Source organism: Parendozoicomonas sp. 2304DJ65-17 (genome assembly GCF_058148445.1).
Genome location: NZ_JBYVJV010000002.1, coordinates 676,212 through 703,165, shown reverse-complemented (window position 1 = coordinate 703,165; position 26,954 = coordinate 676,212). Strand labels below are relative to the sequence as shown.

The 26,954-nt window shown below is 45.5% G+C and carries 20 protein-coding genes; 12 read left to right on the top strand and 8 right to left on the bottom strand.

Features of this window, described 5'->3' with window-relative positions:
* The first annotated feature begins 26 nt into the window (after nt 1–26).
* From ACY2RR_RS08145 to ACY2RR_RS08135, 3 genes are all read left to right on the top strand, one after another.
* Nucleotides 27–2,522, top strand: a complete 2,496-nt coding sequence (locus tag ACY2RR_RS08145) for a DUF8727 domain-containing protein (protein WP_490107646.1) — start codon at nt 27–29, stop codon at nt 2,520–2,522.
* A 14-nt stretch (nt 2,523–2,536) separates the two neighbouring features.
* Nucleotides 2,537–4,339 (top strand): DUF2357 domain-containing protein, encoded by a 1,803-nt coding sequence (locus ACY2RR_RS08140; protein WP_490107645.1) that lies wholly within the window; start codon nt 2,537–2,539, stop codon nt 4,337–4,339.
* A gap of 332 nt (nt 4,340–4,671) precedes the next feature.
* Nucleotides 4,672–5,070 (top strand): hypothetical protein, encoded by a 399-nt coding sequence (locus tag ACY2RR_RS08135; RefSeq protein WP_490107644.1) that lies wholly within the window; start codon nt 4,672–4,674, stop codon nt 5,068–5,070.
* Nucleotides 5,071–5,132: 62 nt separating this feature from the next.
* Here ACY2RR_RS08135 and ACY2RR_RS08130 read toward each other — a convergent pair whose 3' ends face one another.
* The 3 genes from ACY2RR_RS08130 to ACY2RR_RS08120 form a co-directional block, all read right to left on the bottom strand.
* Nucleotides 5,133–5,594 (bottom strand): pilin, encoded by a 462-nt coding sequence (locus ACY2RR_RS08130; RefSeq protein ID WP_490107643.1) that lies wholly within the window; start codon nt 5,592–5,594, stop codon nt 5,133–5,135.
* A gap of 235 nt (nt 5,595–5,829) precedes the next feature.
* Nucleotides 5,830–7,329, bottom strand: coding sequence for a flavin-containing monooxygenase (locus tag ACY2RR_RS08125; protein ID WP_490107642.1), 1,500 nt, complete (start codon nt 7,327–7,329; stop codon nt 5,830–5,832).
* A 46-nt stretch (nt 7,330–7,375) separates the two neighbouring features.
* Nucleotides 7,376–8,251, bottom strand: coding sequence for an SDR family NAD(P)-dependent oxidoreductase (locus tag ACY2RR_RS08120; protein WP_490107641.1), 876 nt, complete (start codon nt 8,249–8,251; stop codon nt 7,376–7,378).
* A 184-nt stretch (nt 8,252–8,435) separates the two neighbouring features.
* Here ACY2RR_RS08120 and ACY2RR_RS08115 point away from each other — a divergent pair, with 184 nt between their 5' ends.
* The 6 genes from ACY2RR_RS08115 to ACY2RR_RS08090 all read left to right on the top strand — a co-directional run bounded on the left by ACY2RR_RS08115 (nt 8,436) and on the right by ACY2RR_RS08090 (nt 15,912).
* Complete coding sequence (locus ACY2RR_RS08115) at nt 8,436–9,413, top strand: LysR family transcriptional regulator (RefSeq protein WP_490107640.1); 978 nt, start codon at nt 8,436–8,438, stop codon at nt 9,411–9,413.
* Between the two features lie 189 nt (nt 9,414–9,602).
* Nucleotides 9,603–11,042 carry an ethanolamine permease gene (eat, locus tag ACY2RR_RS08110; protein ID WP_490107639.1) on the top strand — a complete coding sequence of 480 codons (1,440 nt, stop codon included), beginning with the start codon at nt 9,603–9,605 and terminating at the stop codon, nt 11,040–11,042.
* A gap of 118 nt (nt 11,043–11,160) precedes the next feature.
* Complete coding sequence (locus tag ACY2RR_RS08105) at nt 11,161–12,534, top strand: glutamine synthetase family protein (RefSeq protein ID WP_490107638.1); 1,374 nt, start codon at nt 11,161–11,163, stop codon at nt 12,532–12,534.
* 20 nt (nt 12,535–12,554) lie between these two features.
* On the top strand, nt 12,555–13,943 hold the full coding sequence (locus tag ACY2RR_RS08100) for an aldehyde dehydrogenase family protein (protein ID WP_490107637.1): 1,389 nt from the start codon (nt 12,555–12,557) through the stop codon (nt 13,941–13,943).
* A gap of 32 nt (nt 13,944–13,975) precedes the next feature.
* Nucleotides 13,976–15,145: an iron-containing alcohol dehydrogenase gene (locus tag ACY2RR_RS08095; RefSeq protein WP_490107636.1), complete on the top strand. Its 1,170-nt coding sequence runs from the start codon at nt 13,976–13,978 to the stop codon at nt 15,143–15,145.
* Nucleotides 15,146–15,204: 59 nt separating this feature from the next.
* Nucleotides 15,205–15,912, top strand: a complete 708-nt coding sequence (locus ACY2RR_RS08090) for a glutamine amidotransferase-related protein (RefSeq protein ID WP_490107635.1) — start codon at nt 15,205–15,207, stop codon at nt 15,910–15,912.
* Here ACY2RR_RS08090 and ACY2RR_RS08085 read toward each other — a convergent pair.
* Nucleotides 15,909–16,979 carry an AraC family transcriptional regulator gene (locus tag ACY2RR_RS08085; protein ID WP_490107634.1) on the bottom strand — a complete coding sequence of 357 codons (1,071 nt, stop codon included), beginning with the start codon at nt 16,977–16,979 and terminating at the stop codon, nt 15,909–15,911. The two genes, ACY2RR_RS08090 and ACY2RR_RS08085, sit on opposite strands and share 4 nt — an antisense overlap.
* 148 nt (nt 16,980–17,127) lie before the next feature.
* Between ACY2RR_RS08085 and ACY2RR_RS08080 the strand changes: the two genes are divergently transcribed.
* The gene (locus ACY2RR_RS08080) at nt 17,128–18,021 is read left to right on the top strand and encodes a metal-dependent hydrolase (protein WP_490107633.1); all 894 of its coding nucleotides are present in this window, start codon (nt 17,128–17,130) and stop codon (nt 18,019–18,021) included.
* Nucleotides 18,022–18,056: 35 nt separating this feature from the next.
* Here the strand turns inward: ACY2RR_RS08080 and ACY2RR_RS08075 are convergent, their stop codons facing one another.
* The 3 genes from ACY2RR_RS08075 to ACY2RR_RS08065 form a co-directional block, all read right to left on the bottom strand.
* A complete protein-coding gene (locus tag ACY2RR_RS08075) occupies nt 18,057–19,415 on the bottom strand; it encodes an MATE family efflux transporter (protein WP_490107632.1) in 1,359 nt (452 codons plus the stop codon).
* A gap of 120 nt (nt 19,416–19,535) precedes the next feature.
* Complete coding sequence (locus tag ACY2RR_RS08070; protein ID WP_490107631.1) at nt 19,536–20,372, bottom strand: helix-turn-helix domain-containing protein; 837 nt, start codon at nt 20,370–20,372, stop codon at nt 19,536–19,538.
* Nucleotides 20,373–20,463: 91 nt separating this feature from the next.
* Nucleotides 20,464–21,237 carry a ferredoxin--NADP reductase gene (locus ACY2RR_RS08065; protein ID WP_490107630.1) on the bottom strand — a complete coding sequence of 258 codons (774 nt, stop codon included), beginning with the start codon at nt 21,235–21,237 and terminating at the stop codon, nt 20,464–20,466.
* A 129-nt stretch (nt 21,238–21,366) separates the two neighbouring features.
* Between ACY2RR_RS08065 and ACY2RR_RS08060 the strand changes: the two genes are divergently transcribed.
* Both ACY2RR_RS08060 and ACY2RR_RS08055 read left to right on the top strand, forming a co-directional pair.
* Nucleotides 21,367–22,266: a LysR substrate-binding domain-containing protein gene (locus ACY2RR_RS08060; protein ID WP_490107629.1), complete on the top strand. Its 900-nt coding sequence runs from the start codon at nt 21,367–21,369 to the stop codon at nt 22,264–22,266.
* 3 nt (nt 22,267–22,269) lie between these two features.
* Nucleotides 22,270–23,658: a class II fumarate hydratase gene (locus tag ACY2RR_RS08055; protein WP_490107628.1), complete on the top strand. Its 1,389-nt coding sequence runs from the start codon at nt 22,270–22,272 to the stop codon at nt 23,656–23,658.
* Here ACY2RR_RS08055 and ACY2RR_RS08050 read toward each other — a convergent pair.
* Entirely contained in the window at nt 23,645–26,944 is a 3,300-nt protein-coding gene (locus ACY2RR_RS08050) for a mechanosensitive ion channel domain-containing protein (protein ID WP_490107627.1), read from the bottom strand. The genes ACY2RR_RS08055 and ACY2RR_RS08050 overlap by 14 nt on opposite strands.
* Nucleotides 26,945–26,954 lie beyond the last annotated feature (10 nt).

Here is a 26,954-nt window from a genome sequence, read left to right as displayed (position 1 = left end):
ACTTGTATATATGATTAGGTTAAAGTATGTACGATCTAAATAAGGTTGAACTAATCGTTGTTAAAAACAGCGCGCTTGGGGACTCTGACAAAGGTACAGTCAGCATAGTTTTTACAAAAAATATCAGCAATGGAGAAATTACAATCCCTGATCCAAAGGAGTTTCCAACAGGAGGTGTTTGGATCAGTAAAGGATACGAGGAAATAGAACAGAAATATCAAGATGGAGAGTTATTTATTCTCGAGAATTACAAAGAGCAAGATAGAGAAATCTCTGAGTATTCCCGTGATCACCACCATCACTGGGCAACTGGCTATTCTGCAAAGCCACTTGAAAACAACCAGATGATTCCTGTAATTTCTTCAAACTTGCCCAACAAAAGTACAGGCTATATAAGTCTTTCTGGTACTCTTCCTCGCGGGGCATTTTTCATTACCAATAAGGGGTTTTGCTTCGGCCCCTTCACCGCTGACATGGTTGATGATGAAATTATCGCAACTCCGCAACCAAGTATTGCTCTTAGCCTACCGACATACCATATAGCAAAAATTTCTTTGAAACGCTTGGATAGCTCAGGACTTATTTATAGACACGAACTACCAGAAGAAACTCTTGATGCAGAATGGTTTATCGGTTCATTAAAAGATCTAGGACAACAGCTGAAGACATCTATTACAAAGGTTGACTATATAAATGACACTCAACTAATTACCTACTTTGGAAGAAATAAGTATGGTAGCGTTCAGCTTATCAATAGAAAAGCAGCAGATGTTCTAAAAAAAGGAATTACAGAAGTTCTTAAAAAAGAAAGACAATCTGCAAATGATGAAAGAGTCGACCGACTAAAACGAATTGTTGATAAATATTTAAGCCACAGCGATATAGGCACAGAGATCATTGATGGTTTTTTATCTGGAGATTCTGGAAAAGAATTCCTTGCCAGCTATATGGCAAAAAACCCGTCTTTAGCTGGCGAATACATTCCAGAACTCAACGAAAAAAAGGATAAGCTCGAGTCAGAAATAGTTGAATTAAATACAAAAAAACAAAAAGAAGAGCAAAGAGTACTTGAGTTAGTCAAAGAGGCAAGAAGTGCTGCCGAACAGGAAATAGAAAGAATAAAAGCCCAAACAAAAGAAGAAGCACAGAAAGAACGTTTAAAGGTTGCTAACGAAATAGAACAGGAAATCGAAGAGAAACGAGAAGCTTTAGCTTCCTTAAACAGTGAAGAGAAAGGCCTTCAAGATAAGGTTGGCATGCTGAGCGATGTCGATTCGATCAAAGAAGAAGTAAAGTACCTTGACCGGCGCAAGGAAGATCTGGAAATCGCAGTCCGAGCACAAGAAGCAAAACTCAAAAGTCCCGAACTTTCAAAAGAGGTAACAGAGCTTCGCACACTATTAGACTTACTGCAGGGACACTCTTACAACCGTGATACAAAGAGAATGGAGTTCACTCCACCCCAAATCATTACAAGAGTACCTGATAGTGCTTCAAAAATAATTGAAGATATATCTAGTGGTTTTGATGATAGTGGAAGAGAGTTTTCATTTGAAGAAATGGCGAACATTCTCATCTCCATCCAACAATCCTTTATGACTGTTTTTAAAGGATTACCTGGATCAGGAAAGACATCAACTGCAATCAGGCTTGCAAAGGCCCATAAACTGCTCCAAGACAATGGAAACAGTGACTCTTTTCTAAATGTTCCTGTGAGTCGTGGTTGGGTATCTGGAAGAGATTTCCTTGGGTTTTACAATAGTATGAAAGGCGTATATCAGGCATCGAAGACTGGTATGTATCAATTCCTAAAGCATAATGCTAACGATGCTGACAAAGCCTTACGCTTAGTTCTTCTTGACGAGGCAAACTTAAGCCCAATTGAACACTACTGGTCTGACTTCCTTGCTATGTGCGATGGTGAAGGTCGCTTCAGAGCCATTGATACTGGAATGTCAGGCGATGACCGCTTCATATCTGTTGCTAAAAACATCCGCTTCTTAGCAACAATAAATAATGATAATACAACAGAACCTTTATCTCCTCGCTTATGCGATAGGGTGCCTGTTATTTCAATGGATTTACCACAGGTAGAAATTGCCACACAGGCAAGCGCTAGCTTTATGGATGGTGCTCTCCCCTATGAAACATTGGAAAAACATTTTGGCCGACCAGCTGAACTTTTAGGTGATGAGGCACTTGCCTTATCTAGCTTCTGCGACATATTAGAGAAAAGAGATAGAGCTCTTGGAACTCCAGTTACAGTTAGCAAACGTAAAAGATATGCCATGCAGTCTTACTATGAAGTTGCTGTAAATTATATGGATAAAAAATATGCTATTGACTTTGCATTATCACAATTCGCACTACCATTAATTAACGGCTATGGTAAACCATTCAAATCTCGCCTAGAACAATTGCGTGATCACGCATCAAAAAACAACTTCAATCGTACTACCGATTTACTGGACAATATCATTTCCAATGGTGATGCTTATGTCGGCAGCTATACCTTTTTCTGAGAGGTAGAATCGGCATGCAACTACAGATTGAAATATTAAACAGCACACGACGGGGGACAGAAATAGTTCTTCATGTCGACGAACGGCTTACAATCAACAAGGATGTTGCTACGTATCCCTACGTGCTGGAAACAGAAGCACTAGCCTTCTCAATTATAGTGGAGAAACCATGTGATGGTATCTCACTATTAATTGGAGAGGTCAGCTTACCTTTCTCCAAGAAATCTGGTGTAAATGATAATGAATATGTCCTAAAACCGGCAAGACGGAACAATGGAGGATATGAATCATTATTCTTAAACTATTTCGGATTGGCATATTTAACATTACATGTAAAATATGAACACAATGATGAAATATTTTATGAAGTAGCTCCTCTTGAAGTCTTAGCACGTAAAGTTTCTGCTGAACAAGCAGAAAAAATGATTGATTTTATAATAGATGAAACAGATGGCGATTTACATTCTGCATTTGGTGCAACTAGATATGGTGCAGCACCAATCGAAGGAGGTGATAAACCGAACCGCCTGATAGAACAACTCCAGAAAGACATACTCCTTCTTGAGGAGGTAACTCCATATATTATTCATAAACCACTAACAGCACTAACTTCGCGTCTAGAAGTGAAAGATGGCTCTCATTTTGATGCTTTACAAGAGCAAGGTATCGCATGGTTAATGGAAAATTTATCTGTTCTTCAGCAAACAGATGACAATGAAAGTTCACACATCATGCATGACGGTTGTTATTATAAAGCCATGGAAGTTCAAGCACCTGTTATGCAGGAGCACACTGACATTTACGAAAACAGGGTTTTACACGGATATATAGAGCACTTACTTTGTTTTACTCAGGAGCTTATCGAAGGCTACTCAAAATCTAGTACTAGCAATACTGTTAATGCACATTCTGATTACTTGAGTTTCTTCACTTGCATGAATAATTGGGTAAAAAAAATAAATGGTCACCATGTATCTGTTATAAATGAATGTCAAAAACGGTTGCTATCAATTAAAACTATTTTCAGTCGTTACATGCCCGTTACCAAACATTATGATTCAATGCCTCATGTAACACCAAAGGTTAGGAGCAATCGTCATTACTTAATGCTTTTTCGCACCATTACCAAATGGTTTGGTAATAAAAAAATCGATTGGAGATCCCAACAAATATTACTTGCAATAAATGCAATACCCATATTATTTGAATACTACACTGTCCTTCGTGTTAGACGTTGGTGTTTGAATGTCGGGCTATCATCAGGACAACAAAATAAATCTATGTGGTGCGGAGTAATAGATGGCTTTAATTGCTCCCTACACTATGAACCTGACTACTGGATGGTTGGACATTCAAAAGCTAGCAATATTGTTAATACTGAATCTAGATCCCCCGGAGGAGCCCGTAGCGACTATCTAGGAAAACAAAGAAATTACAAGTATTCCCGGAGAACTCCAGACATTGTTTTGGATATTCAAAATGAAGGTTATCCGAAAAGACTACTAGTTTTTGATGCTAAATATACTGATAGAAAAAAAGCCTTTAGTGAATACTTGGCTGATTGTACTATGAAGTATGTTCATGGATTAGCTCATTACGAAAGTAGAGCGGCAGTTTATTCTATGATCATTCTTTATCCAGATAATGATGATAAACTTATGGACTACCGAGTAGCCCCGTTCAATATATATGGCACAAATTATCAATTTCCTACTTTAGGTGCTCAAGCACTATCCCTATCCTCACTAGCATCCACAGAAGGGACTGGTCTAGAGGAGCTACTGGACCGCCTTATTAAGATAAATACACTGCAATAAGCACAAATAACTTTAATTAATAAAATATGCGGTATGCCAAGCCCCTTTGGCATACCGCCCCCCCCCATTACTCCTCTCATAGAAAGGCGTACCTAGGTCTTGCAACTTAATTTATATATTTCGTAAAGCTACCACAAATATATGCATAATTTATTATCAAATGACTAACTCAAAATCCGTTGCCTTTACTTTAAGGGCATGTCGGTTCGAGTCCGACCACTGGTACCATACTTAGAAGCCGAAACTCTTTCTAAAAAGTGTTTCGGCTTTTTTGTGCCTCTCTTTTAAGCTCGCAATGAGCTATTTCGTATAAAACCTTTAAAAAACCTCTCATGAAAAAAATTGCTATTGCCGCCCTTACGGCTGGTGCTCTGCTGTCCTCAGGTTGTGCAAACCGAGTTGCTGACCTGACTGTAGCCAGCACCAAAAATATGAACGTGAACTCTGACCAGTTTATCAGTGGCCAGAGAGTTAAAGCCGAAGATACAAAATACATCATCTCCTTTATCCCTACTGGACGCCCAAGCGTTAAAGAAGCTGTAGATAAAGCTATTGAGCAGGATCGCTGTGCTGTAGGCCTTTCGGACATGGCCATGGATTACAAGTGGTGGTGGATTCCCTATATTTTTGGAACCATGACCTATGAAGCGGAAGGGAACCTGATCATTGATCAGAATTTGCCTGGGTGCGAAAACTGGGCAGAAGTCAAAGTAAAGTCAGTTAGCTCATAACCACTAAACAGAGCCTCAGTATTTACTGGGGCTCTTTGACACTAAGTGACTAAAAATAGAATTTACCGACAGTTCGCAGGCAAATAAGTCTCAGAATCTATCGTATAACGGGAATCCGTGTGGTTTTCACAGGTCCATTCTATAGAGCCATTCACTATTGAAGGGGTGAGCCAGAGAATCCCTTCCGCTGTATTTGCATCACCACTCGTAGCGCCAAACCAGATTTCCACTTTATCGTGATAGGCCGACCAGACAACCCGCGTTGGATTAAAACCTGATGGGTTAGCAAAATTCTGCATATATTCCACATCAGCAGCAGGATAAGCCCCTGTAGCAGCAAAGAACTCTACAACTTCTGTTTTAGCCGCTGAAGCCAGCTGCAACCCCTCAGCCACTTTCGCTCTTTTGGTGTAATCCTGATAGGCCGGAATAGCAACAGCGGCCAGAATTCCGATAATCGCCACTACGATCATTAACTCAATAAGGGTGAAACCCTTGGCATCTCTGCGTTCCCTGACAGCCATACTGTTCTCCAATACCCCAAAAACTTATCCATTTCAGTGAAGGGGATTGGTGTAGGGAATGCCAGATTAGAGGTACTCAAAAGGGCATTTCTGACAGGATTTCCAGCTTCTCAAATATTTGGCAGGCGGGCGACAACTCTCTGACTATTACGCGGATCTTTTGTAGCCACATATTTAAATCGAAGGCTGCCGGATTCCCTTTAAAGAAACCCGGTAGCCTTCAACAAAACACACGTTAGCCTACAACCTCTTCCCGGGCTTCAGCCTGTGTTTCAGCTTTTGCTTTGTATTTAGGAGAGGAAAACTCAAGAGAAGAATCATTTACCTTGCCAAAGCGCAAGCTGATCATATCCATCACATAGTTCTGATATAGCTTCCAGGGTTTTTTGGAGCCTTGGTGAGGAATCGTTCCCTGAGCACGCTGTATGTATCCAGACTGCATATCTACAAATGGCTCGTGAACTGCACCATTTACATTTCTGGGTACACACTGCTTATAACCACTGTCCTCCATGTAATTCAGCAGACGACAGATATGTTCCAGAATCAGGTCAGCTTTCAGGGTCCAGGAAGCATTGGTATAACCAAACACCATACCTAAGTTGGGAACCCCTTCGAACATAACCCCCCGGTAATACATCTTTTCTGACATATCGACCGGTTCACCGTCCATGCTCAGTTTCATATTACCGAACAGCTGAATTTTCAAACCTGTAGCCGTAACAATAATATCTGCATCAAGCTCTTTACCAGACTTCAGCTTAATTCCTTTATCTGTAAAACAATCAATATGATCTGTTTCTACAGAAGCTTTGCCATCGGTTATTGCTTTGAACAGGTCTCCATCAGGTACTGCACATAAACGCTCATCCCACGGCGCATAGCTGGGGGAGAAATGCTTCATGTCATAACCTTCAGGCAACTGCTTTTTCGTCAGCTTGAGGATCATCTTGCGAGAGGCATTAGGAAATGCACGACAGTATTTATAGATAAGCCAGGAGATACCAATATTCCGGGTTCGGGTAATTCTGTACACCCAAGTTTCCGGCAAGATTTTCCGCAGGCCGTTTACCATCGGATCATCCTGCGGCAAAGTCATCACGTAAGTTGGTGAACGCTGCAGCATGGTGACATGCTCAGCCTTGTCGGTCATAGCTGGTACAAGAGTGACAGCTGTAGCGCCTGAACCAATAACAACAACCTTCTTACCGCTGTAATCGTAATTCTCCGGCCACTTTTGAGGATGAACAATCTCACCGGAAAAATTCTCTTCTCCGGCAAACTGCGGACGGTAACCTTCTTCGTAGTTGTAGTAACCAGTACCGCAAAGAAGGAATCGGCAAGCTATGGCTTTGGTCTTGCCTTTTTCTTCCACCGTAAGCTGCCATTGAGCAGTTTCTGAATCCCAGTCTGCAGCAATCACTTTATGCCCGTAGCGAATTTTGCTATCGATCCCGGCCTCTTTGGCGGCTTCGGTGACATAGGTTCGAATATCTTCACCATCGGCAATACCATTGGCTTTTGTCCATGGTTTGAAGTTATAACCGAGGGTGTACATATCGGAATCTGAGCGGATGCCCGGATAGCGAAACAGATCCCAGGTTCCCCCTAAACTGTCTCGCCCTTCCAGAATCGCAAACCGTTTATTCGGGCAATGCTTTTTCAGATGACAGGCTGCACCGATACCGGATAGGCCTGCTCCAATAATAACGACATCAAGTGGCTCCGCAGCCATAAATCACCTGTAATTATTATTAATGGTATTAAAGTGGAAAATGGGGTTATCCCCGAGATTCTTCAGCCTGCTGCTGTTTTTGTAGCTGGTACTTTCTTAACCCCAGCGCTTTAACGACAATTGCCTGATACTTGGCTGGCAAGAATCTTTGAAGCAGATCAACAGCCTTTGCATCGCTTCCAACCAGGATCCGGCTTTTGTTTTTCTTCATTCCGGTCAGAATAATATTGGCAGCCTGCTCTGGGGTCGTTTTTGCCAGTTTGCTATTAAACTCACGCTTTTGCTGCTCTTCAGTTAACTGGGGGCCAACCTGATCAAGAATACGGGAGCTGTTTACGATATTGGTTTTAATACCGCCGGGGTGTACGCAACTGATACTGACACTGCTACCTTCTAGAGCCAGCTCCATGCGCAGGCTTTCACTGAATCCACGCACAGCATACTTTGATGCGTTATACGCAGACTGGTTCGGCATACTGACCAGCCCAAACAGGCTGGAAATATTAATCACATGCCCCCATTCCGCTTGTTTCAGGTGCGGAAGAAAAGCACGGGTACCATGGGTTACACCCCAGAAGTTAATATCCATTTGCCATTCGAAATCACGATCAGTCATCGCTTCAACACTGCCATTCAGGTTTACACCAGCATTATTGATAATCACATTAATTCTGTTGAAACGCTGAGCCGTCTTCTCTGCCCACTCATAAATGACATCACGCTGGCTGACATCAACAACATCACAGGCAACATCCTTTGTATGAGCAAGACAAAGTTGTGCAGTTTCCTGCAGAGGTTCTTCACACACATCGGAAATCGCAACAATCGCGCCTTCTTTGGCACATTGAAGTGCCAACGCCCGTCCAATACCGGACCCCGCACCTGTAATGGCAACAACAGCATTCTTTAAACTTTTTGGCATGGAGATAAAACCTGTCGAGTAAGGCGTTCTTATTATTGTTAATGTACTGTGGATCAGATTAAGCCAGAGGTACAGGTGATCCTATGTCATCCCAACAGTGATCACAGGTCAGAGAGGCAAACTGGAAAGGTATGCCTGTTTCTTGCATAACTATCCAGATAAATAGAATAAAGAACGAAAAATAATGAAAAACCTTTTTGGCTTTGACCTCCGATCGCTGGATGTTTTTATCCAGCTGGCCGAAACCGGCAACATGACCACTGTTGCCCAGCGCATGGATATGACCCAGTCCTCCGTATCCCAAACCCTTTCTGCATTGGAGAAGTCTCTCGACACTCAGCTTTTTGACCGCTCTATTCGTCCTATCGAACTGACCACAGCCGGTCGTTTTTTATACGACAAAGGAATACCACTTCTTGAGCAGGCAAAAAAAACCGGGCATGACATACGCTCCGGCAATTTCAAACGGCTTCATCATGTACGCATAGCGCTTGTAGATTCATTGATGAACGCCATTGGCAAACCACTTCTTGATGTCGTTCAAAAGAGAACCGAGGAGTGGACAGTTCAAACTGGACAATCTCATGTTCACGCCAATGCCATCACGTCACGCAACACAGATATTATTATTTCTGATGATGCACTGGAGGATTACAACGGGCTTGTGCGTCACAGAATCCTAAAAGAACCCTTGCTCGTTATTACACCAAACTCTCACGCACATCTGCTGGATAGCCTCGAAGATCTATCCAGAGAGTTGCAAATGGTTCGTTATACCGATCACTCTCTGATTGGTCAGCATGTAGAACGGATATTACGCCAGCGCAGCATTACCCCTCCACCGAGACTTTATCTCGACAACACATCAGCCATTCTTAACGCAGTGGCGACAGGCTGCGGCTGGACCATTACCACACCACTGTGTTTATACCAGCTAAATCTCGAAAAACAGCAGCAGATCAGCGTCGGATTAATACCCGGTGAATGTTGTTATCGTGAACTGACTTTGATCGCCAGAGAGGGAGAGTTGGATGATTTGCCCCAAATTATCGCACACGACGCCCGCCAGATACTGACCACCAGTTTTTATCCCACCATAACCTCTCAGTTACGCTGGCTACAAAATCACGTACTTATTGGGCAGGACATCCAACACTATTAAAAAAACTTATTTTTCCCTGTAAGTACAAATTATGGTGTTTGCCTTTTTTTCAGTTGGAGCCGTACATTCAGGTTAACCGGCATGCAGTTTGCTCAGTACCCAATCAGGTACTTGGTCGAATAACAACAAAAATGAGTACCGCAAAATCCAACAAACAAAAGCGGCTCTCAGATAAAAAGAGGCAAAAATATGCTGAATACCAATACGGGAACAGGTGGCGTCGAGTACGAGTCTGTATCGGATGACTACCTTAACCAGCGACAGCTGAAAAAAGGTGCCGCTGGCTGGATTCTTCTGGCAGGGCTTGGGGTTTCCTATGTAATCTCCGGTGACTTTGCCGGGTGGAACTTTGGCCTCGAGCATGGTGGCTTTGGCGGTATGCTGCTGGCAACTCTGGCGATGGGCATTATGTACCTGTTTATGGTGCTTTCCCTAGCAGAACTTTCTGCCTCTCTGCCAACTGCTGGCGGTGGTTATTCTTATGCACGCCGGGCTATGGGGCCATGGGGTGGCTACCTTACCGGCACAGCAATCCTTCTTGAATATGCCATTGCTCCTGCTGCTATCGCAGTATTTATCGGTGGTTATGTTAACGAACTGTTTGGCTTTGACGGCCCAATGGTTTACGCGGCTTTCTACGCAATGTTTGTAGGCCTGCACCTTTGGGGGGCTGGTGAAGCCTTGAAAATCATGATGGCGATTACAGCCGTTGCCGCTCTGGCAATTGTTGTTTTTGCGTTAGGCCTTATTCCTCACTTCGACAGCAAAAACCTGTTTGATATTGCGGTGAACAGTGAAGCAACCGGTGCATCATCATTCCTACCTCAGGGATACTTTGGCATCTGGGCAGCTCTGCCTTTCGCCATGTGGTTGTTCCTTGCTGTAGAGGGTGTTCCTCTAGCAGCAGAAGAATCCACCGACCCTGCTCGTGATATGCCTAAAGGCATCATCACAGCCATGATTATCCTTCTGGTATTTGGTGCTCTGGTACTGTTCCTTGCTCCTGGTGCTGCCGGAGCTGATGCGATGAAAGATCATGCAGCTCCATTGGTTGGTGCTCTGCAGGCGATCTATGGTGAGAATTCAACAATGGCAACATTCGTGAATGCCGTAGGTTTGGCCGGCCTGATTGCATCCTTCTTCTCCATTATCTTTGCTTACTCCCGCCAGATCTTTGCTCTGTCACGTGCGGGTTATCTGCCACGCTTCCTGTCAGTGACTAACAAGCGCAAAGTTCCGGCTATGGCTCTGATCATTCCTGGCGTTATTGGCTTCCTGCTGTCACTGACTGGTGAAGGTGACCTGATGATCACTATGGCCGTATTCGGTGCCACTATATCTTATGCACTGATGATGCTGTCTCACATTATTCTGCGCGCCAAAGAGCCAAAGCTTGATCGCCCTTACAAAACCCCCGGCGGTGTACTGACTTCAGGTATCGCTCTGGTTCTGGCTGTGATCGCCTTTATCTCAACCTTCCTGGTTAATAAGGAAGCTGCATTCTGGTCTGCTATTTTCTACGGAGTCATGGTGGCTTACTTCGCAATTTACAGTCGTCACCACTTGGTTGCCAAAGCTCCGGAAGAAGAGTTTGAAGCCATCGCGAAAGCTGAAGCCGAACTGAACTGATAGAGATGTAAGAGCACTGGCCCTGTGCTCACGGGCACCTGTCAGTTCTGAGTTCTGGCAGGTGCCATACCCGAAACATAACGCCTGAAAACAATAGAAAGATACCCAGGGAACCCAAATGATAAATCCAAGAGATGTACGCACGGTAGAAGACGCCAAGCGTATTGTTGAAGAGCGAGGCCTCACCCATGTGAAGGTCGGACTGTTCGACAATGATGGTGTGATGCTTGGTAAATACATGAGCAAGTCCAAGTTTTTTTCCTCGCTGGAGAACGGCTTTGCTTTCTGTGATGTCATTCTGGGCTGGGATTCAAAAGATCAGTTGTACGACAATGTTAAATACACTGGCTGGCACACTGGCTACCCCGATGCCCCAGTTCGCATTCTGCCGGAGTCCTGCCGGGATATTCACACCGAACCCGACATGCTGCTGTTTATGGCTGAGTTTGATAAACAGGCTGAAGCCATCTGCCCCCGCGGAACTCTTCGAAGGGTTATAGAGAAGTGCAAAGAAGTGGGCTTTGATCCCTACGCAGCTCTGGAATATGAGTTCTTTCTGTTTAACGAAACGCCCAAGTCTGCACGGGAAAAAGGCTTTCGCAATCTAGAACCGATTACTCCTGACTGGTTTGGTTATTCCATCATTCGTAACTCTGTGCACTCGGAGCTGTATCACCAGATTCTGGAAATGGGAGAAACCATGGACTTCCCCATTGAAGGTATTCACACCGAAACCGGCCCCGGCGTGATTGAAGCTGCAATTGCTGTTGATAAGGCTGATAACGCAGCAGACAAAGCTGCCCTGTTTAAAACCTTTATGAAAGTGCTCGCCCAGAGAAATGAAATGATGGCCACCTTTATGGCGAAATGGTCCGCTGACTATCCTGGCCAGAGCGGACATATTCATATCTCTCTACAAAATACAGACGGCAGCGGTTCTGCTTTTTACGACAACTCTAAAGAGCACAATATCAGCGCGATACAACGGCACTTTATTGCCGGGCAACAACGATTGATGCCTGAATTCTTAGCCATGCTATCGCCCACTGTTAACAGCTATACAAGATTGATTCCCGGCTTCTGGGCTCCCACAGATGCCACATGGGGCGTAGAAAACCGCACCACGGCCTTACGTGTGATTCCCGGTTCTGCTAAATCCCAGCGTGTGGAATATCGTCTGGGTTCTGCTGATGCTAACCCTTATCTGGCGCTGGCTGCCGCTTTGGCCTCTGGTCTTTACGGGGTTATGAACAAGTGGGAGCCGGAAGCACAGGTGAAGGGCAATGCTTATGAGCAGCAACATTCGCCAGAACTGGCGCTACCCAGAACCCTGTGGGAATCCGCCCAGCGATTTAAAGCATCCAATGCTGCGAGAGAAATGTTTGGTTCCGAATTTGTAGACCACTATGCGGCTTCCCGTGAATGGGAAGAAAGGGAATTCCGCAAACATATTACCGATTGGGAAATGGATCGTTACTTCGAAATCATTTGATTGAGGCTGTTAAAAGCAATATGAGCACTATGCTACAAACCATCTCACCTATCGACGGCTCTGTGTATGTTGAGCGGGAACTGGCTGACTCCACACAAATTGAGCAGGCAGTCACTCTTGCCAAAAAAGTTCAAAGTAGCTGGAAAGCTACGAACCTTCAGCAACGGGCAATTTTATGTCGTAAAGCGGTTGAAGCTTTTGTTACCAAGAAAGACGACATTGCCCAAGAGTTATGCTGGCAGATGGGTCGCCCGATTCGTTATGGTGCAGGAGAAGTTGCCGGCTTGCAGGAACGCGCCAATTACATGATTGATGTAGCCGAAGAAGCTTTAGCTCCTGTTCAGATTCAGGAAAAACAAGGTTTTCAGCGCTGGATCAAACGTGAAGCTGTAGGAACAGTTTTTGTTGTTGCGCCCTGGAACTATCCTTTCCTTACGGCAATAAACGCTATTATGCCGGCTATCATGGCTGGCAATACTGTCATTCTAAAACACTCTGCCCAGACTCCACTCTGCGCCGAACGCCTTGCTGAAGCATTTTCAGCCGCAGGCCTTCCTGAAGGTGTTTTCCAATATCTGCACCTTTCCCATCAGGCCACTGAAGAGCTGATGCGGAGCGATGCTATCGACTATGTAGCCTTTACCGGCTCCGTTTCTGGCGGTGAAATGGTGGAAAAAGCTATCGCTGGTCGCTTTATTGGCGCAGGGCTGGAGCTGGGTGGCAAAGACCCGGCTTATGTTCGTGCGGATGCAGATCTCGACCATGCTGTAGAAACAACAATGGATGGTGCATTCTTCAATTCCGGTCAGTCCTGTTGCGGCATTGAACGAATTTATGTTCACGAAAGTATTTATGACAGCTTTGTTGAAAAGTCTGTTGCCTTAGTGAAGCAACATAAACTTGGCCGTTCTGACGATCCTGAAACCACTCTTGGCCCTGTTGTTCGCACCTCTGCTGCTGATTTTGTTCGTGGGCAAATTGCGGAAGCGATTACCCAAGGAGCCGTTCCCCAGATTAATGCCAAAGAGTTCCCGCTTGATGAACCGGGCACGCCATATCTTGCTCCACAGATTCTCACGAATGTTGACCACTCCATGCGAGTGATGAGCGAAGAATCTTTTGGCCCAGTGGTAGGCATACAAAAAGTGTCGTCCGATGCGGAAGCTATTGCCCTGATGAACGACAGCGAGTTCGGTTTAACAGCTTCTGTGTTCACAAAAGATATTGATAAAGGTATCTCCATTGGTGAACAGGTTGAGACGGGAACATTCTTCCTGAACCGATGTGATTACCTCGATCCGGCACTGGCCTGGACAGGTGTTAAAAATTCCGGCCGTGGCTGCACCTTATCGAAGCTGGGTTATGAGTCGCTCACCCGCCCAAAATCCTTTCATATTAAAACGGCCTGAGCGGCTGAAGTGAAAAGCGAAGGTATTAGAGAATGAATCTGGATCAGTTTACCGCTAACTGGAATTACCCAACCTCGGTTCGCTCAGGTATTGGCCGTATCTATGAACTGGCTGATGCCTGCAAAGAGCTGGGCATGAAATCTCCCCTGATGGTCACAGACCCGGGGCTAGCTGCCCTGCCTCCAGTCAAAAAGGCTTTCCAGATCTGTATGAATGCAGATCTGAACTGCAAGTTGTTTACAGACATTAAAGGAAACCCAAACGGGCAAAATGTTGTCGATGGTGTTGCCGCATTCAAAAAAGGTCATCACGACGGGGTTATTGCTTTAGGTGGAGGCTCTGCTCTTGATGCTGCAAAAGCTATTGCTCTGATGGTTGGGCAAAAGCGTCCTATCTGGGATTTTGAAGATGTTGGTGACAACTGGTTGCGGGTTAATGCTGAAGGCATTGCACCTATCGTTGCCGTGCCCACAACAGCAGGAACCGGTTCCGAAGTTGGCCGGGCATCCGTGATTACCGATGAAGAAAATCACGTTAAGAAGATTATCTTCCATCCAAAGATGCTACCGGAAATCGTTATTCTCGATGCAGAGCTAACTGCTGGGCTACCCGGTAAAATCACCGCTGCAACAGGTATGGATGCTCTCTCCCATAATCTGGAAGCTTACTGCTCACCTTTTTACCACCCCATGGCCCAAGGCATCGCCATAGAAGGTATTCGGCTGGTGAAAGATTTCCTGCCCCAGGCTGTAGCCGATGGTTCAGATCTGGAAGCTCGCAGCCAGATGATTGTGGCTTCAAGCATGGGCGCAACGGCTTTCCAGAAAGGTCTTGGTGGCATGCATGCTCTGGCCCATCCATTAGGTGCTCTTTACGATGCTCATCACGGTTTGTTGAATGCAGTACTCATGCCCTACGTCTTGAAAGCGAATCGTGAAGCTATTGAAGAGAGCATCACCCGCCTTGCCAGTTATCTGCAGCTTGAGGATGGTTCCTTTGATGGATTCATGAACTGGGTTTTGGAACTGCGCCAAACTGTCAGTATTCCCCACAGCTTGAGTGAAATTGGCATTGATACTGCGCAAGCTGAAAAAGTTGGTGTGATGGCAACGGAAGATCCATCTTCAGGTGGAAACCCAATAGCGTTTACCGCCGATCAATATGCAAGCATTTTCACCAAAGCCGTTAATGGCGACCTTTAATTCTATAGTTGGGTTATGACTTTCATAACCCAACGTCTACTTTGAGTTTCTGTTCCTCTATGAAAATTGGAATTCTGCAGTGCGATGATGTTCAGGAACAACTGCAGCCTGAACACACGAATTACCCGGAAATGTTCCGGGAATTATTCCTGAAAGAAGACCCAACCTGCAGTTTTACGAACTACAGAGTGCTTGATGGTGTTCTGCCACAAAGTACAGATGAATGCGATGCCTGGTTAATTACAGGGAGTCGTTATAGCGCCTATGACAAACTTGAATGGATTCCTCCACTTCTGGACTTTGTTCGATTACTGAATACAGAAAAGCGTAAACTGGTTGGTATCTGTTTTGGCCATCAGATTATGGCAGAGGCTCTTGGCGGAAAAGTTACGCTTTCAGATAAAGGCTGGGGCGTCGGCATGTCATTTAACACTGTGGTAGAGCAGAAATCCTGGATGCAGCCTTTCAGCAACAATCTGAACCTATTAGTCAGTCATCAAGACCAGGTTACAACCTTGCCAGAGAATGCAGAGGTTCTGGCCGCCAGTGATTTCTGCCCTTATTACATGGTGCAGTACGGTGATCACTTCCTGAGTATTCAAGGGCATCCTGAGTTCACCAGCAATTATTCAAAAGACCTGATGCTTAGCCGCCAGGGGCGTATTCCGGATGAACGCCTCAAAAAAGGGGTAGAGTCATTGTCGTCCGCCCCTGACGTGAAGTTATCCACACAGTGGCTGCTTAATTTTATGAGCAGTGAAAATTAAGCGGTTTCGCTTTTCTGATTTCGAAACGCTATAGGAGTCAAACCTGTCCAGGTTTTAAAGGATTTAGAAAAGTTCGAGGCATCGCTAAACCCAAGACTGGAAGCAATATCATCCAAAGGCATGGAACTGTTAATCAACAGATCCTGTGCCTGCTGTAGGCGAGCCTCAGATTTGATTTGCTGATAAGTCATCCCCTGTTCTTTTAAGCGCCGCTGCAGTGTACTGGTAGACATAAACATCTCTGATGCCATTTCTTCCAGGGATGGCTTGGCACCTTCGATTTGTTTAATTTTTTCTAACAGGCGGGCAACAATATCTTTAGGTTGTAAATTACGAAGTTCGCTTTCGCAAAGTTCTGTGGCTGCTTGCCCTAACTCTTCATCCGTTGCCTGAAACGGTAATTCCATCCATGAGACAGGTATACACAATTCCATAAATGGCTGTTCAAATGTAATGATAGAATTAGAATGTGACAGATAGCCCGGCACCGATTCAGGTGCAGGAACAGTAAAATTCATTTTGCTGACGCCACTCAGAGCATTACCTTCAAGCATACGGCGAAGAATGGCTTCGATACTGACCAGTGTGGACAACTCATAAAGGACCGTGACTGCCGGAGCCGCTTCAAACTTATGTTCAGCGTTATTCTGGAACCTCAACCGGTAATACTGCTCGCCAGGAATCACTTCAACATTCTGTACACTGGTTCTGGTCAGAATGTACTGAACCAAAAGCTTGCTGGCATCCAGAAGATTATTAGCTCCCTGAACAGCCAGTCCTAATAACCCATGTTTGCGTTCTTCAAGAAATTGTCCGAGCTCTACTGCCGTTTGATAACAGTCTCCCAGTGAATTCAACAAATTCACGCTTACTGGATACATGTTGGCATGAGCAATGCGGTCAGGGGGGTTCAACAACACATTAACCGGTATACCACTTCCTTCCAGAAGCGTTGATGCACTGATCCCCTTTGAGAAAGCAAAATCCCTCCAGTAGACCAGATAGTCACCGGATAAAGAGAACTCACTGTCACCAAATATTTTCATAGGGGCTACGGCAATAGCCATGAGTTGACCTCTCAGCACCATCAGATTGAGACCGTATCACCTGTCCGAATTTCGAGCAACTGACCATAATTTCAACATCTGATGATTTATTAACCTTCATTTTCGAAGGATATCTGTGATCAATAATAAAAAACACGAGGTCCAGACTTTGACTGATCAAGCGAACAACCAGCCAGATATAAAGCCAAGAAGAATGTCTTTCCCGTTCAAACGGATGAAGGCCAATCTTTATTTTGACAACAACTCATTGAAGTCATCATTTATTGCGGCTCTCTCTGCAACATTTCCTCCCGGCGAAGCAGAATTTATCGCCTCTGTAAGAAACTACCGTGATCAGATCAAAGATCCAAAGCTGCAGGAACAGATTCGTGGCTTTATTGGGCAGGAAGGTCATCATAGCCACCAGCATAAACAGGTGAATGAAGCGCTCAGTGATTTAGGTTGGGATGCAGCAAGGCTTGAGCACTCTTTCCAGAAAGAACTGGACAAACGTATCCATAAGTTCAGCAATAGATTTCGTCTGGCCATGACCGCAGGTATGGAACACCTGACTGCAATTCTCGCCGAATATGTTCTGGAAAATCCAGACAAGCTGGCATCTATGGAACCGGAAGCAAGAAACCTGCTTTACTGGCACGCAGTAGAAGAAATTGAACACAAGGCTGTTGCTTTTGATGTGTTTATGACCTGTGATGGCGATCAGAAATACCTGCGCAAAGTTCTGAAGATCGGGCGTATTCTGTTCACTCTCAGAATCAGTGCTTATATGATTGCCATGCACTGGTGGGCCAGAAAATTTCCCAGCTGGCGTGAGATCAAGGAGTTTGGTTCATTTCTATGGGGCAAAGACGGGGTGATTACCAGCCTGAAACAACCTTTCAGGGATTACTTCAAACCCGGCTTTCATCCCTGGGATCATGCCAATCAGCATCTGATTGAAAAGTGGAAGAACAATTATTACCAGCCGGAGTTTGATCGGGGCAGTGAGCAGTACATAGAACCAGATAATTCCGAGCCAAAGATTCAGGCAAACCCTGCGTGACTTGAAAACCCCGGGATTACCCGGGGTATTACCGGCTAAGCGATAGCAGGCACCGTTTCTTTCACTTGAGACTGCTGAAAGAAGCGGACCAACAGAAATATGCTGAAAACTGCTGTAATTGTTTCTGCAAATAAAATACTGGCCCAGATACCGTTCTCCGGGAAAAATAACGGCAAGATAATTATTCCCAGCAACACAAAAACAAATCCTCGGCTGAGCGACAGTAGCGTTGCACGACTGGGGTTAGCCGTTGCTTGAAACAGGTTTGCCACCACCATATTCAGCCCAATCAAAGGGGACGCAATAAAATAAAAGCGCAGGGACATTGTTGCTAAATCGATAAGCTCGGCATTGTCAGCGACATACACAGAAACAATCGCTTCTGCACCAATCATCACACAACCCAGAAAAACAAAACCGGCTCCAAGAGCATAACGCAAGCCCAGCATAACGATCTCGCGTACTTGATCATGGCGACCGGCACCGTGATTAAAACTGATGATCGGCTGACATGCCTGACCTATTCCTACCATGGTAAAGAGTGAAAATACTCCAACATTTGCTGTCAGGCCGTAAGCCATGACATACGTCTCACCGAAACTGCTCAGCAAAACGTAATTAAACAGAAGGATAGTCATTGCTGCAGTCACTTCGATAAAGAAGATCGGCATACCTATATTCAGAATATTTTTGACCTTCGTAAAACCAAGCCCTTCCAGGCTCAGCCGCAGGTTTCCTTTTTTCCCAATAAAATGGCTTAACAAAATAACGGCAATCAAAACTTGGGAAAGGCCTGTCGCCAAAGCTCCGCCTTTCATGCCCCAACCGAACTCGATAATGAATACATAATCCAGAACCAGGTTGGCGACTGCACCGGCAGACATTGCATACATTGCCAGCTTTGGGTTGGTGTCGTTACGAACAAAACAGGACGCGACCCAGGCCAACGCATAAATCACGAAAAATTTGAGCATCATTCCAAGGTAATCACTAGCCAGTTCTGCCATGTAACCTTTGGCACCAATCAGGAAAATGATGTCGTCTAACCAGTAAAGCCCACCGGATACCAACACGATTGAGACAACAGTTGTAAATAACAGGGACTGAGTAAACAGAGCCTGACCGGCAAGCAGGTTGTTCTTACCAAACTCAATAGACATCAAAGCCGCGCCACCAATACCAATCATCATGGCAACAGCTGTAAAAAATGAGAAAAACGGAATAATCAGTGAAATAGCGCCCAATCCTTCGGAGCCAACCCCTCGACCAATAAACATGGCATCACCCATGATAAAGATCGATTTAATTAACATTCCTGATAAGGCTGGAAACAAATACTGAAAAAATGACGACCGCACCGGATCGCTTTGTAAGTTTATAGTTTTTTGAGACATAGATACCCCGCCCACCCAATAAAAAGAGGGGCAGGCTTTCAAACGTTCAATAACAAGACGAGGGGTATTATCAGGCTTAATTCAGTGTGCAGAAATGGAGAAAACCACTCTTTTATGGTGTTATTTGAACACTCTGGCACGAAACGCAACAGCAGACTCCTGTGTCTGCTTACGAAAGAACCGGCAAAAGTAGGCTGGATCCTGAAATCCCAATTCCAGCGCAATTGTTGTAATCGTTTTGGTTGTAAAAGCCAGCTCTCGATGGGCTTCAAGAATAATTCTGTCGTGTATTAAACCAGTGACGGTCTTTCCCATATGCTTACGGGTCAGCTCATTCACACGTTTTCCCGTCAGTGCCAGCTGCTCAGCATAGAACTCGGTTTTACGCTGGCAGTGATAGTACTGATCAATCAACTCAAGAAGACGAATAACCCGCTCTTCCTGAAGGTCACCATGATCACCTTTAGCCTCGTGATACCGAACGAGATAGCGCAAAAAGCTACTGAGTAAAGCATCAAGAAAATTCCAGTCAGGCTCATCTAAGCGCAGTTCTTGCGACATGATGGTATACAAAGCTGTCAGCTCTTCCTGCCCTTTCGTATCCAGATCAATATATGGCCGGAAGGCGCGATTCTGATAAAACACTTTGCCCATAACCAGCTTGTGACGATATCCGCCTTCAATAAAGCTGGGGCTAAAAGTAATTAACCTTACTTGGTCACCTAAATTATGAGAGTCATGAACCTGACCCGGTGTAATCATAAACAGGCGGAAAGGCTGCAGCGGGTATTCGACAAAATCAATGCTGTGAGCCCCCGTTCCACCAAGGCTCCAGACAATTTCATAATAATCATGGCGATGGGGAATCATGATGCTGCCATCATCACCATCAAATAATGGGGTGACATTCAGCGGTTGGCCTTTTGGAAGAACCTTTACATCAATAGAGTCATCCACAACCTGTCCATTCCTGCAGCTCTGTCACCGGGAGTGTATTCCCAACACATCAGGCAAAACAACATCCCAGCGACTTTTCAACAGGAAAGGGTTATTTCTCTACAAACGCCCGCTCAATAACATAATGCCCGGCATTCCCATGTCGGGCTTCCTCAAAGCCGCGAGCATCCAGAATTGCACAGGTATCTTTGAGCATTGCCGGGCTTCCACAGATCATAAAGCGATCATGTTCAAGGCTGAATTCTGGCAGCCCCAGATCCTCAGTAATTTTTCCATTATCCATTAAGTCAGTGAGACGCCCCTGGGTAGGAAAGTCCTCTCTGGTGACCGTGGGATAATAAACCAGCTTATCCCGTACTAAATCACCGAAGAATTCATTTGCCGGCAGCTCATCCTTAATCATTTCCTGATAGGCCAATTCAGACACATAACGCACACCGTGAGTCAGAATCACTTTGTCATACTGCTCATAAGTTTCCGGATCTTTGATAATGCTGATAAATGGCGCCAGACCAGTACCAGTACTGATCAACCAGAGATTACGCCCTGGCAGCAGGTTATCCAGAATCAGGGTTCCTGTAGGCTTGCTGCTGACAAGAATCTCATCCCCTTCCTGAAGGTGCTGAAGACGCGATGTCAGCGGACCATCAGGTACTTTGATGCTGAAGAATTCCAGCTCTTCTTCATAGTTAGCGCTGGCAACACTGTAAGCTCGCATAAGCGGCTTGCCGTCTACCTTCAGGCCAATCATCACGAAGTGACCATTCTTGAAACGGAAGCCGGTATCCCTGGTTGTAGTAAAGCTGAACAGGGTGTCGTTCCAGTGATGCACCCCTGTCACTGTTTCTGTTCTTATGGAGCTCATTTCAATTCATACCCTGCGTACGTTTTATTTTTCTAATAATTTATGACAAATAGTTGTTGACTAGATTACTTGGTTTTAACATATCGGTTAATCTGTTTTTATAAATATAATTAATCGATTTATTCAATAATGCGCTATACGCTCCGCCAGCTTGAAATCTTCCTTGCCGCTGCCCACACAGAAAACATCTCCCGGGCGGCAGAGCAGTTGTCCATGTCTCAGTCAGCAGCCAGTGGTGCCCTAAAAGAACTGGAGAAACAGTTTTCTATTGAACTGTTTGAACGGGTTGGCAAGCGCCTGAAACTCAGTGAAATGGGGCATTGGATACGTCCAAAGGCTGAGGCTCTTTTGGCTCAGGCCACCGAGCTGGAATCCGCCCTTCATAATCAAAGCAGTGTAGGCAGCCTGCGCGTGGGTGTCACTTTAACAATAGGAAACTATCTGGCTACGGAGATGATGGTGAAGTTCCTCGAACTGCACCCTCAGGCTGCGGATCAGGGAACCATTTCTCTGGATATTGCTAATACAGAAGCCATTGTCCGGGGCGTCAGCAACTTCGAAATTGACCTCGGTCTGATCGAAGGTGAGCTGCATCATCCAAAGCTAGACATCACTCCCTGGCATAATGATGAGCTGGTTGTGTTCTGTTCTCCTGAACACCCTTTGGCCTCAAAAACAGAGCTTTCCGATCAAGACTTGGCAAACAATCGCTGGATTCTCCGGGAATCCGGCTCAGGCACTCGCCAAACATTTGATCGCGCCATGCACGACCTTCTGCCAAACCTGCAGATTGCTCTGGAGCTGCAACAGCCTGAAGCCATCAAGCGAGCAGTGAGTGCCGGGCTGGGAATTGGCTGCCTGAGTCGTATCAGCCTGACCCGTGAATTCAATGAACAAAGGCTGGTACGCCTGCCTGTTCAGCACCGTGACCTTCATCGGCATTTTTATGTGGTGATTCATAAACAGAAACATCGCACCCGATATATCCAGAGCTGGCTTAAACTGCTTAAAGGACTTGGGAAGGAATAAAGCATGAGTGATATTCGTATCGAATCCGACAGCATGGGTGAGCTTGAAGTGCCAGCATCAGCTCTTTACGGTGCCCAGACCCAGCGGGCTATCAACAACTTCCCGGTCAGCGGGCAACCACTGCCAATCGCATTTATTCGTGCCCTGATCCAGGTAAAAGCCGCAGCCGCCCAAGCTAATATGGAGCTGCAATTAATCAAGGAACCAATGGCCGATGCCATTACCCAGAGCTGCCATGAACTTCTGGCATCCAGCACATTAATGGATCATTTTCCTGTCGATATTTTTCAAACAGGTTCTGGCACCAGTTCCAACATGAATGCCAATGAAGTGATTGCCCACCTTGCCAGCGAACGTTTACAGGAAACGGTCAGCCCAAATGATCACGTAAACTACGGCCAGAGCAGCAATGATGTGATTCCCACAACTATTCATGCCAGTGCTGCTATTGAGCTGAACGATCAACTGCTTCCCGCCCTCAACCATTTGATAACAACAACGCGCAATAAAGCGAAATCCGTTGAGCAGCATGTAAAGACTGGCCGAACACATCTAATGGATGCCATGCCTGTTCGTTTGAGCCAGAGCCTGGAAAGCTGGGTTGCTCAGCTGGAAACCTGCCAAAGCCTGTTAAAGAAAATGCAGCCTGCTATCCAGACACTCGCCCAGGGAGGAACAGCTGTAGGCACTGGCATTAATGCTCACCCGGAGTTTGCAAGAGTATTTAATCGCAAGCTCAGCAATATCACCGGTATTGATTTTCGCGCGGCTGATAATTTCTTTTCCCATATTGGTTCCCAGGACACCGCAGTTGCCCTTTCCGGACAGCTGAAAACACTAGCCGTCACCATTATGAAAATCGCCAACGACCTGCGCTGGATGAACTCAGGCCCACTGGCCGGGCTTGGGGAGATTGAGCTGGAAGCTTTACAACCAGGATCGTCTATTATGCCCGGCAAAGTGAATCCGGTGATTCCAGAGTCGGCCGCCATGGTTGCGGCTCAGGTGATTGGCAACGACACGACCATTACCATGGGCGGTCAATCCGGAAACTTTGAGCTGAATGTGATGCTTCCCATGATTGCCGATAACCTGCTTACCAGCATTCATCTGCTGAGCAACACCTGCCGCTTATTAGCGGATAAGGCCATTGCAACTTTTTCTGTGAATGAAAACAATCTGAAAGAAGCTTTGGCCAGAAACCCTATTCTTGTAACAGCCTTGAATCCGGTGATTGGTTATCGCAAGGCCGCTGAAATTGCCAAGCAGGCTTATAAACAGGGTCGGCCAGTTATTGATGTTGCCGAAGAAAATACAGATATCCCAAGAGCCGAGCTGGAGAAACTGTTGGAGCCTGCCCACCTCACCGAAGGCGGCATCAGCTCTGAATAGTTTCCTCTTTAAAGGCTGCTTTTTGAAAAGGGTTTAACTCAACTCTTATATCCTGAACAGGTCTGGCCAGCGGGATGCCCTGCTCTGAAAATGTTTTGTATATTTTTCGGTTTAAAGCATCACGTACAGCCAGCTGATCAGAGGTTTGGGCAACGAAAACCCTTAACTCAAACATCTGCGCATTTACATTCTGTTCCATCAACAACACATCAGCTTTAGGTTCTTCGAGTACGCCAGTTTGATTTCTCACAATACTGAATAGCGCTTCCCGAACCTTTTCCGGATCAACTTCGTGGGGAACTGAAACAGGCACAACTACCCGAAGAATCTGGCTACTGAGAGACCAATTTACCAAGGTCTCTGTCATCAACAGTTTATTGGGAATAATGATTTCCTTGCGATCCCAGTCCTGAATGGTTGTAGCACGCATTCTAATCAGCTTTACCGAACCACTCATGCCTGCCACGGTAATTGTGTCTCCCAACCGAACAGGTCGTTCGAACAGAATGACTAATCCTGAGAAAAAGTTGGCAAACACTTCCTGCAAGCCAAAACTTATCCCCAGCCCCATAGCTGCCACCAGCCACTGCAATTTGTCCCAGCTCACCCCAAGTTTTGATAGAGCCAGGGCTGATCCAATTCCTGCAATGAGATATGTGGAAATTCTGGTAAATGCAAAGCCACTTCCCGGACTTAGAGACAATCTGTTTAAAAGAGTTACCTCCAGAAGACCGGGAATATTCCGCACCAGCAAAACTGTCGCAATTATTATCAGTAAGGTCGAAACCAGCGTGAGAATATCGACACTGACCAACTCTCCCCCCAAACCGGATTGGTACTGCCAAACAACAAAGCGATTGAGATAAGAAAACTGAGTGAGCAACTCCTGCCAATGCCAGTAAATCAATAAGCAGAAAAGCACAAACAAAGTGACATTCATTAATCTGACAGATTGTTCTTCAACCTGAGTCATCCCCATTCTTTCAACCAGAACAGGTTCGCTTATATCTTCCCTTGCCGCCGCCAACCTCTCCTGATAACGCTTTAAAGCCAGCCGCTCTGCTGCCACATGCAATATCCGCAGAGCCACTGCACGAGCCAGTACCCAACTGGCTAACAACGACAATGTTCCAACAAACTGATTTTCCAGCTTAATGGCCGTGTAGTAGTACCCCAAAGCAATAAGCGGCACCAAAGCTAACGGCATAACGACCAGCAACAGATGGGCAGAAAACAGAGAGAACTGGGAGAATTTTTTCAGAGAAGGCAGCTGTAGAATTCGGCCTAGAACAAAACTCTGAATAAGCACCATCAGGATCAACAGAATCATTCCCAGAGGCTGGCCTCCTGCTGTTTGCCATTCACGAGTCCATTGAATAAGGAACACCACCACAACAAGTACAACCTGAAGGTACAAACCATTTCGCTGTAAAGTAGAGCAGTCTTCCGGCGACCATTGAAAGTGTCGCCGGGCAATACCACCGTCATCTAAGAGATGTCGCCCAAACCGACAGATCAGCCAGATAACCCCAATGCCTGTTAATCCAAAGCCAAGACGATTAATTAACAGGACCCCATCGGCAGACATGGTCAATATTCGCCCCAAGGCATAAAGCACCAAGGGCAGGGATAACACCGAGAGAAATGCGATCACCAAAGCATAGGGAGTCACAAAATAATTATCTCGAATGACATGACCAACCCTGACACTTAAACGCCTCTCTATTGCCAGCCACTGCCGTTTTCTAAGAAATAAATAACCTGCAAGCAAACCCACAGCCAATAATATCTTCCAGTTTTTGGATAAACGTTTTGCTATTTCTGGAGGTTTAAAAGCCTGATCAAATAGACGAAATCGCTCACCAATCCGCTCGGGAACACTTCTGAGATAATCCAGAGATATAGGGTCATTACTCGCCAGCCAGAACAGGCGCTGGTTCAAAACAGACGCGAGAGATTCACTGTTATCAACCAGCTGCTCCTGGCGAACCTTCAGTGCAGTGGCCTGACTTAGCAATGTGCCAATACTTGTTACCAGTTCATTCAGGACTTTCTTTCTCGCCGTAAATAATCGATCCAGGCGAGCCAGCTCATCTTTTGTCAGCTCCGATGATGACGTGCGCTCTTCCAGCCATTTTTCCCGATATTCACGGGAACCAATTTTCTGAAGTTCTCTGGAATACGTGAACTGTTTAAGCTGATACTGACTGATCAGATCAACAATGCTGCTATCGATTTTTATATCTGGCAGTGCAGCTTTCTGATCCTGAAGCATGGCAGCAAGATCTGGCATATTTCGCAACCTGCTCACATCCAGAGTCAGGGTTTGCTGAATTCCCTGAATAATACCTAACTGGCTGGCGACACTGTTCAGCTGGGCATTCACCTCTGTCAGATGATCTGTCACCTGCAGTAAGTCTTCACTGAGCTTCAGGTTTTTCTGCGCTGCTTCCAGAACTACTGAGTCCTGCACTTTACTGGATTCTTGTGAAGCCGAAGCAAGAGCCGCTTCGCTGGCTTCTTTACGTTTGCTGTTCACCAGGTCCTGTACAATTTCCAACTCTTGAGTGCAGAGTCCAAGCCTTCTCTGAATCAGATCCCTGCGCACCAACAGCATGGAAGTAAAAGTACTGCTACCTCGAATTTCCTGCTGTAACAGAGCATTTGTTGCCGTTAAAAATCCGATTTCAGCATTAAGACTATCCTGGTGCGCATCCCTCAAAAGATCACTCCCGGATCCTTTGGCCGTTTTCTTGATTTCTTCCTGCAAACTCTTCAAGCGATTTCGGTTTGCGGCTAACTCTTCCTGATTCGCTCCCGGACGAGACTGCTCAATGGCAAGTCGATTGCTCACTCGGCTCAGTTCATTCTGTAAATCTGTCTGTCGGGTTTGCAGATCATCCCGAACAGAGGTGAGCTCCTTAAGGTTTTTACGATGGTATTTTTTAAGGATAGCGACGTCGTCTATATCCACTGCAGCATCCAGCTGATGTTGAAGTGCCTTCTGCTCTGGCGTTGCACCTTTCAGCTCTTTGTTATAATCCGCGAGACGTCTATTCGACTCTTCCGTTTGCTGAATAAAATACAACGCCTGGTTTAATTCTGTCTGTAGTTCCTTTTCATCGGGCAGTAACTCTTTGTCCTGCAAGGCATCCAGTCTTTGGCGTAAGAGTTCTTGGGAGGATAAATTTGATGCGCTGTCACGCCCTTCCGCAAAAGCGCTTTCACAAGTAAAACAAAGAACAACAGATAGGAAAAAGCAGCGTACCGACCGATACCACAACACGAATTGATCT

Bases quoted from the DNA above. Each gene is read 5' to 3' on its own strand.
- ACY2RR_RS08090 (WP_490107635.1), top strand. From the start codon at position 15,205: ATGAAAATTGGAATTCTGCAGTGCGATGATGTTCAGGAACAACTGCAG.
- ACY2RR_RS08135 (WP_490107644.1), top strand. From the start codon at position 4,672: ATGAAAAAAATTGCTATTGCCGCCCTTACGGCTGGTGCTCTGCTGTCC.
- ACY2RR_RS08100 (WP_490107637.1), top strand. From the start codon at position 12,555: ATGAGCACTATGCTACAAACCATCTCACCTATCGACGGCTCTGTGTAT.
- ACY2RR_RS08105 (WP_490107638.1), top strand. From the start codon at position 11,161: ATGATAAATCCAAGAGATGTACGCACGGTAGAAGACGCCAAGCGTATT.
- eat (WP_490107639.1), top strand. From the start codon at position 9,603: ATGCTGAATACCAATACGGGAACAGGTGGCGTCGAGTACGAGTCTGTA.
- ACY2RR_RS08065 (WP_490107630.1), bottom strand. From the start codon at position 21,237: ATGAGCTCCATAAGAACAGAAACAGTGACAGGGGTGCATCACTGGAAC.
- ACY2RR_RS08120 (WP_490107641.1), bottom strand. From the start codon at position 8,251: ATGCCAAAAAGTTTAAAGAATGCTGTTGTTGCCATTACAGGTGCGGGG.
- ACY2RR_RS08085 (WP_490107634.1), bottom strand. From the start codon at position 16,979: ATGGCTATTGCCGTAGCCCCTATGAAAATATTTGGTGACAGTGAGTTC.
- ACY2RR_RS08115 (WP_490107640.1), top strand. From the start codon at position 8,436: ATGAAAAACCTTTTTGGCTTTGACCTCCGATCGCTGGATGTTTTTATC.
- ACY2RR_RS08130 (WP_490107643.1), bottom strand. From the start codon at position 5,594: ATGGCTGTCAGGGAACGCAGAGATGCCAAGGGTTTCACCCTTATTGAG.
- ACY2RR_RS08075 (WP_490107632.1), bottom strand. From the start codon at position 19,415: ATGTCTCAAAAAACTATAAACTTACAAAGCGATCCGGTGCGGTCGTCA.
- ACY2RR_RS08060 (WP_490107629.1), top strand. From the start codon at position 21,367: ATGCGCTATACGCTCCGCCAGCTTGAAATCTTCCTTGCCGCTGCCCAC.
- ACY2RR_RS08095 (WP_490107636.1), top strand. From the start codon at position 13,976: ATGAATCTGGATCAGTTTACCGCTAACTGGAATTACCCAACCTCGGTT.
- ACY2RR_RS08125 (WP_490107642.1), bottom strand. From the start codon at position 7,329: ATGGCTGCGGAGCCACTTGATGTCGTTATTATTGGAGCAGGCCTATCC.
- ACY2RR_RS08140 (WP_490107645.1), top strand. From the start codon at position 2,537: ATGCAACTACAGATTGAAATATTAAACAGCACACGACGGGGGACAGAA.
- ACY2RR_RS08055 (WP_490107628.1), top strand. From the start codon at position 22,270: ATGAGTGATATTCGTATCGAATCCGACAGCATGGGTGAGCTTGAAGTG.
- ACY2RR_RS08145 (WP_490107646.1), top strand. From the start codon at position 27: ATGTACGATCTAAATAAGGTTGAACTAATCGTTGTTAAAAACAGCGCG.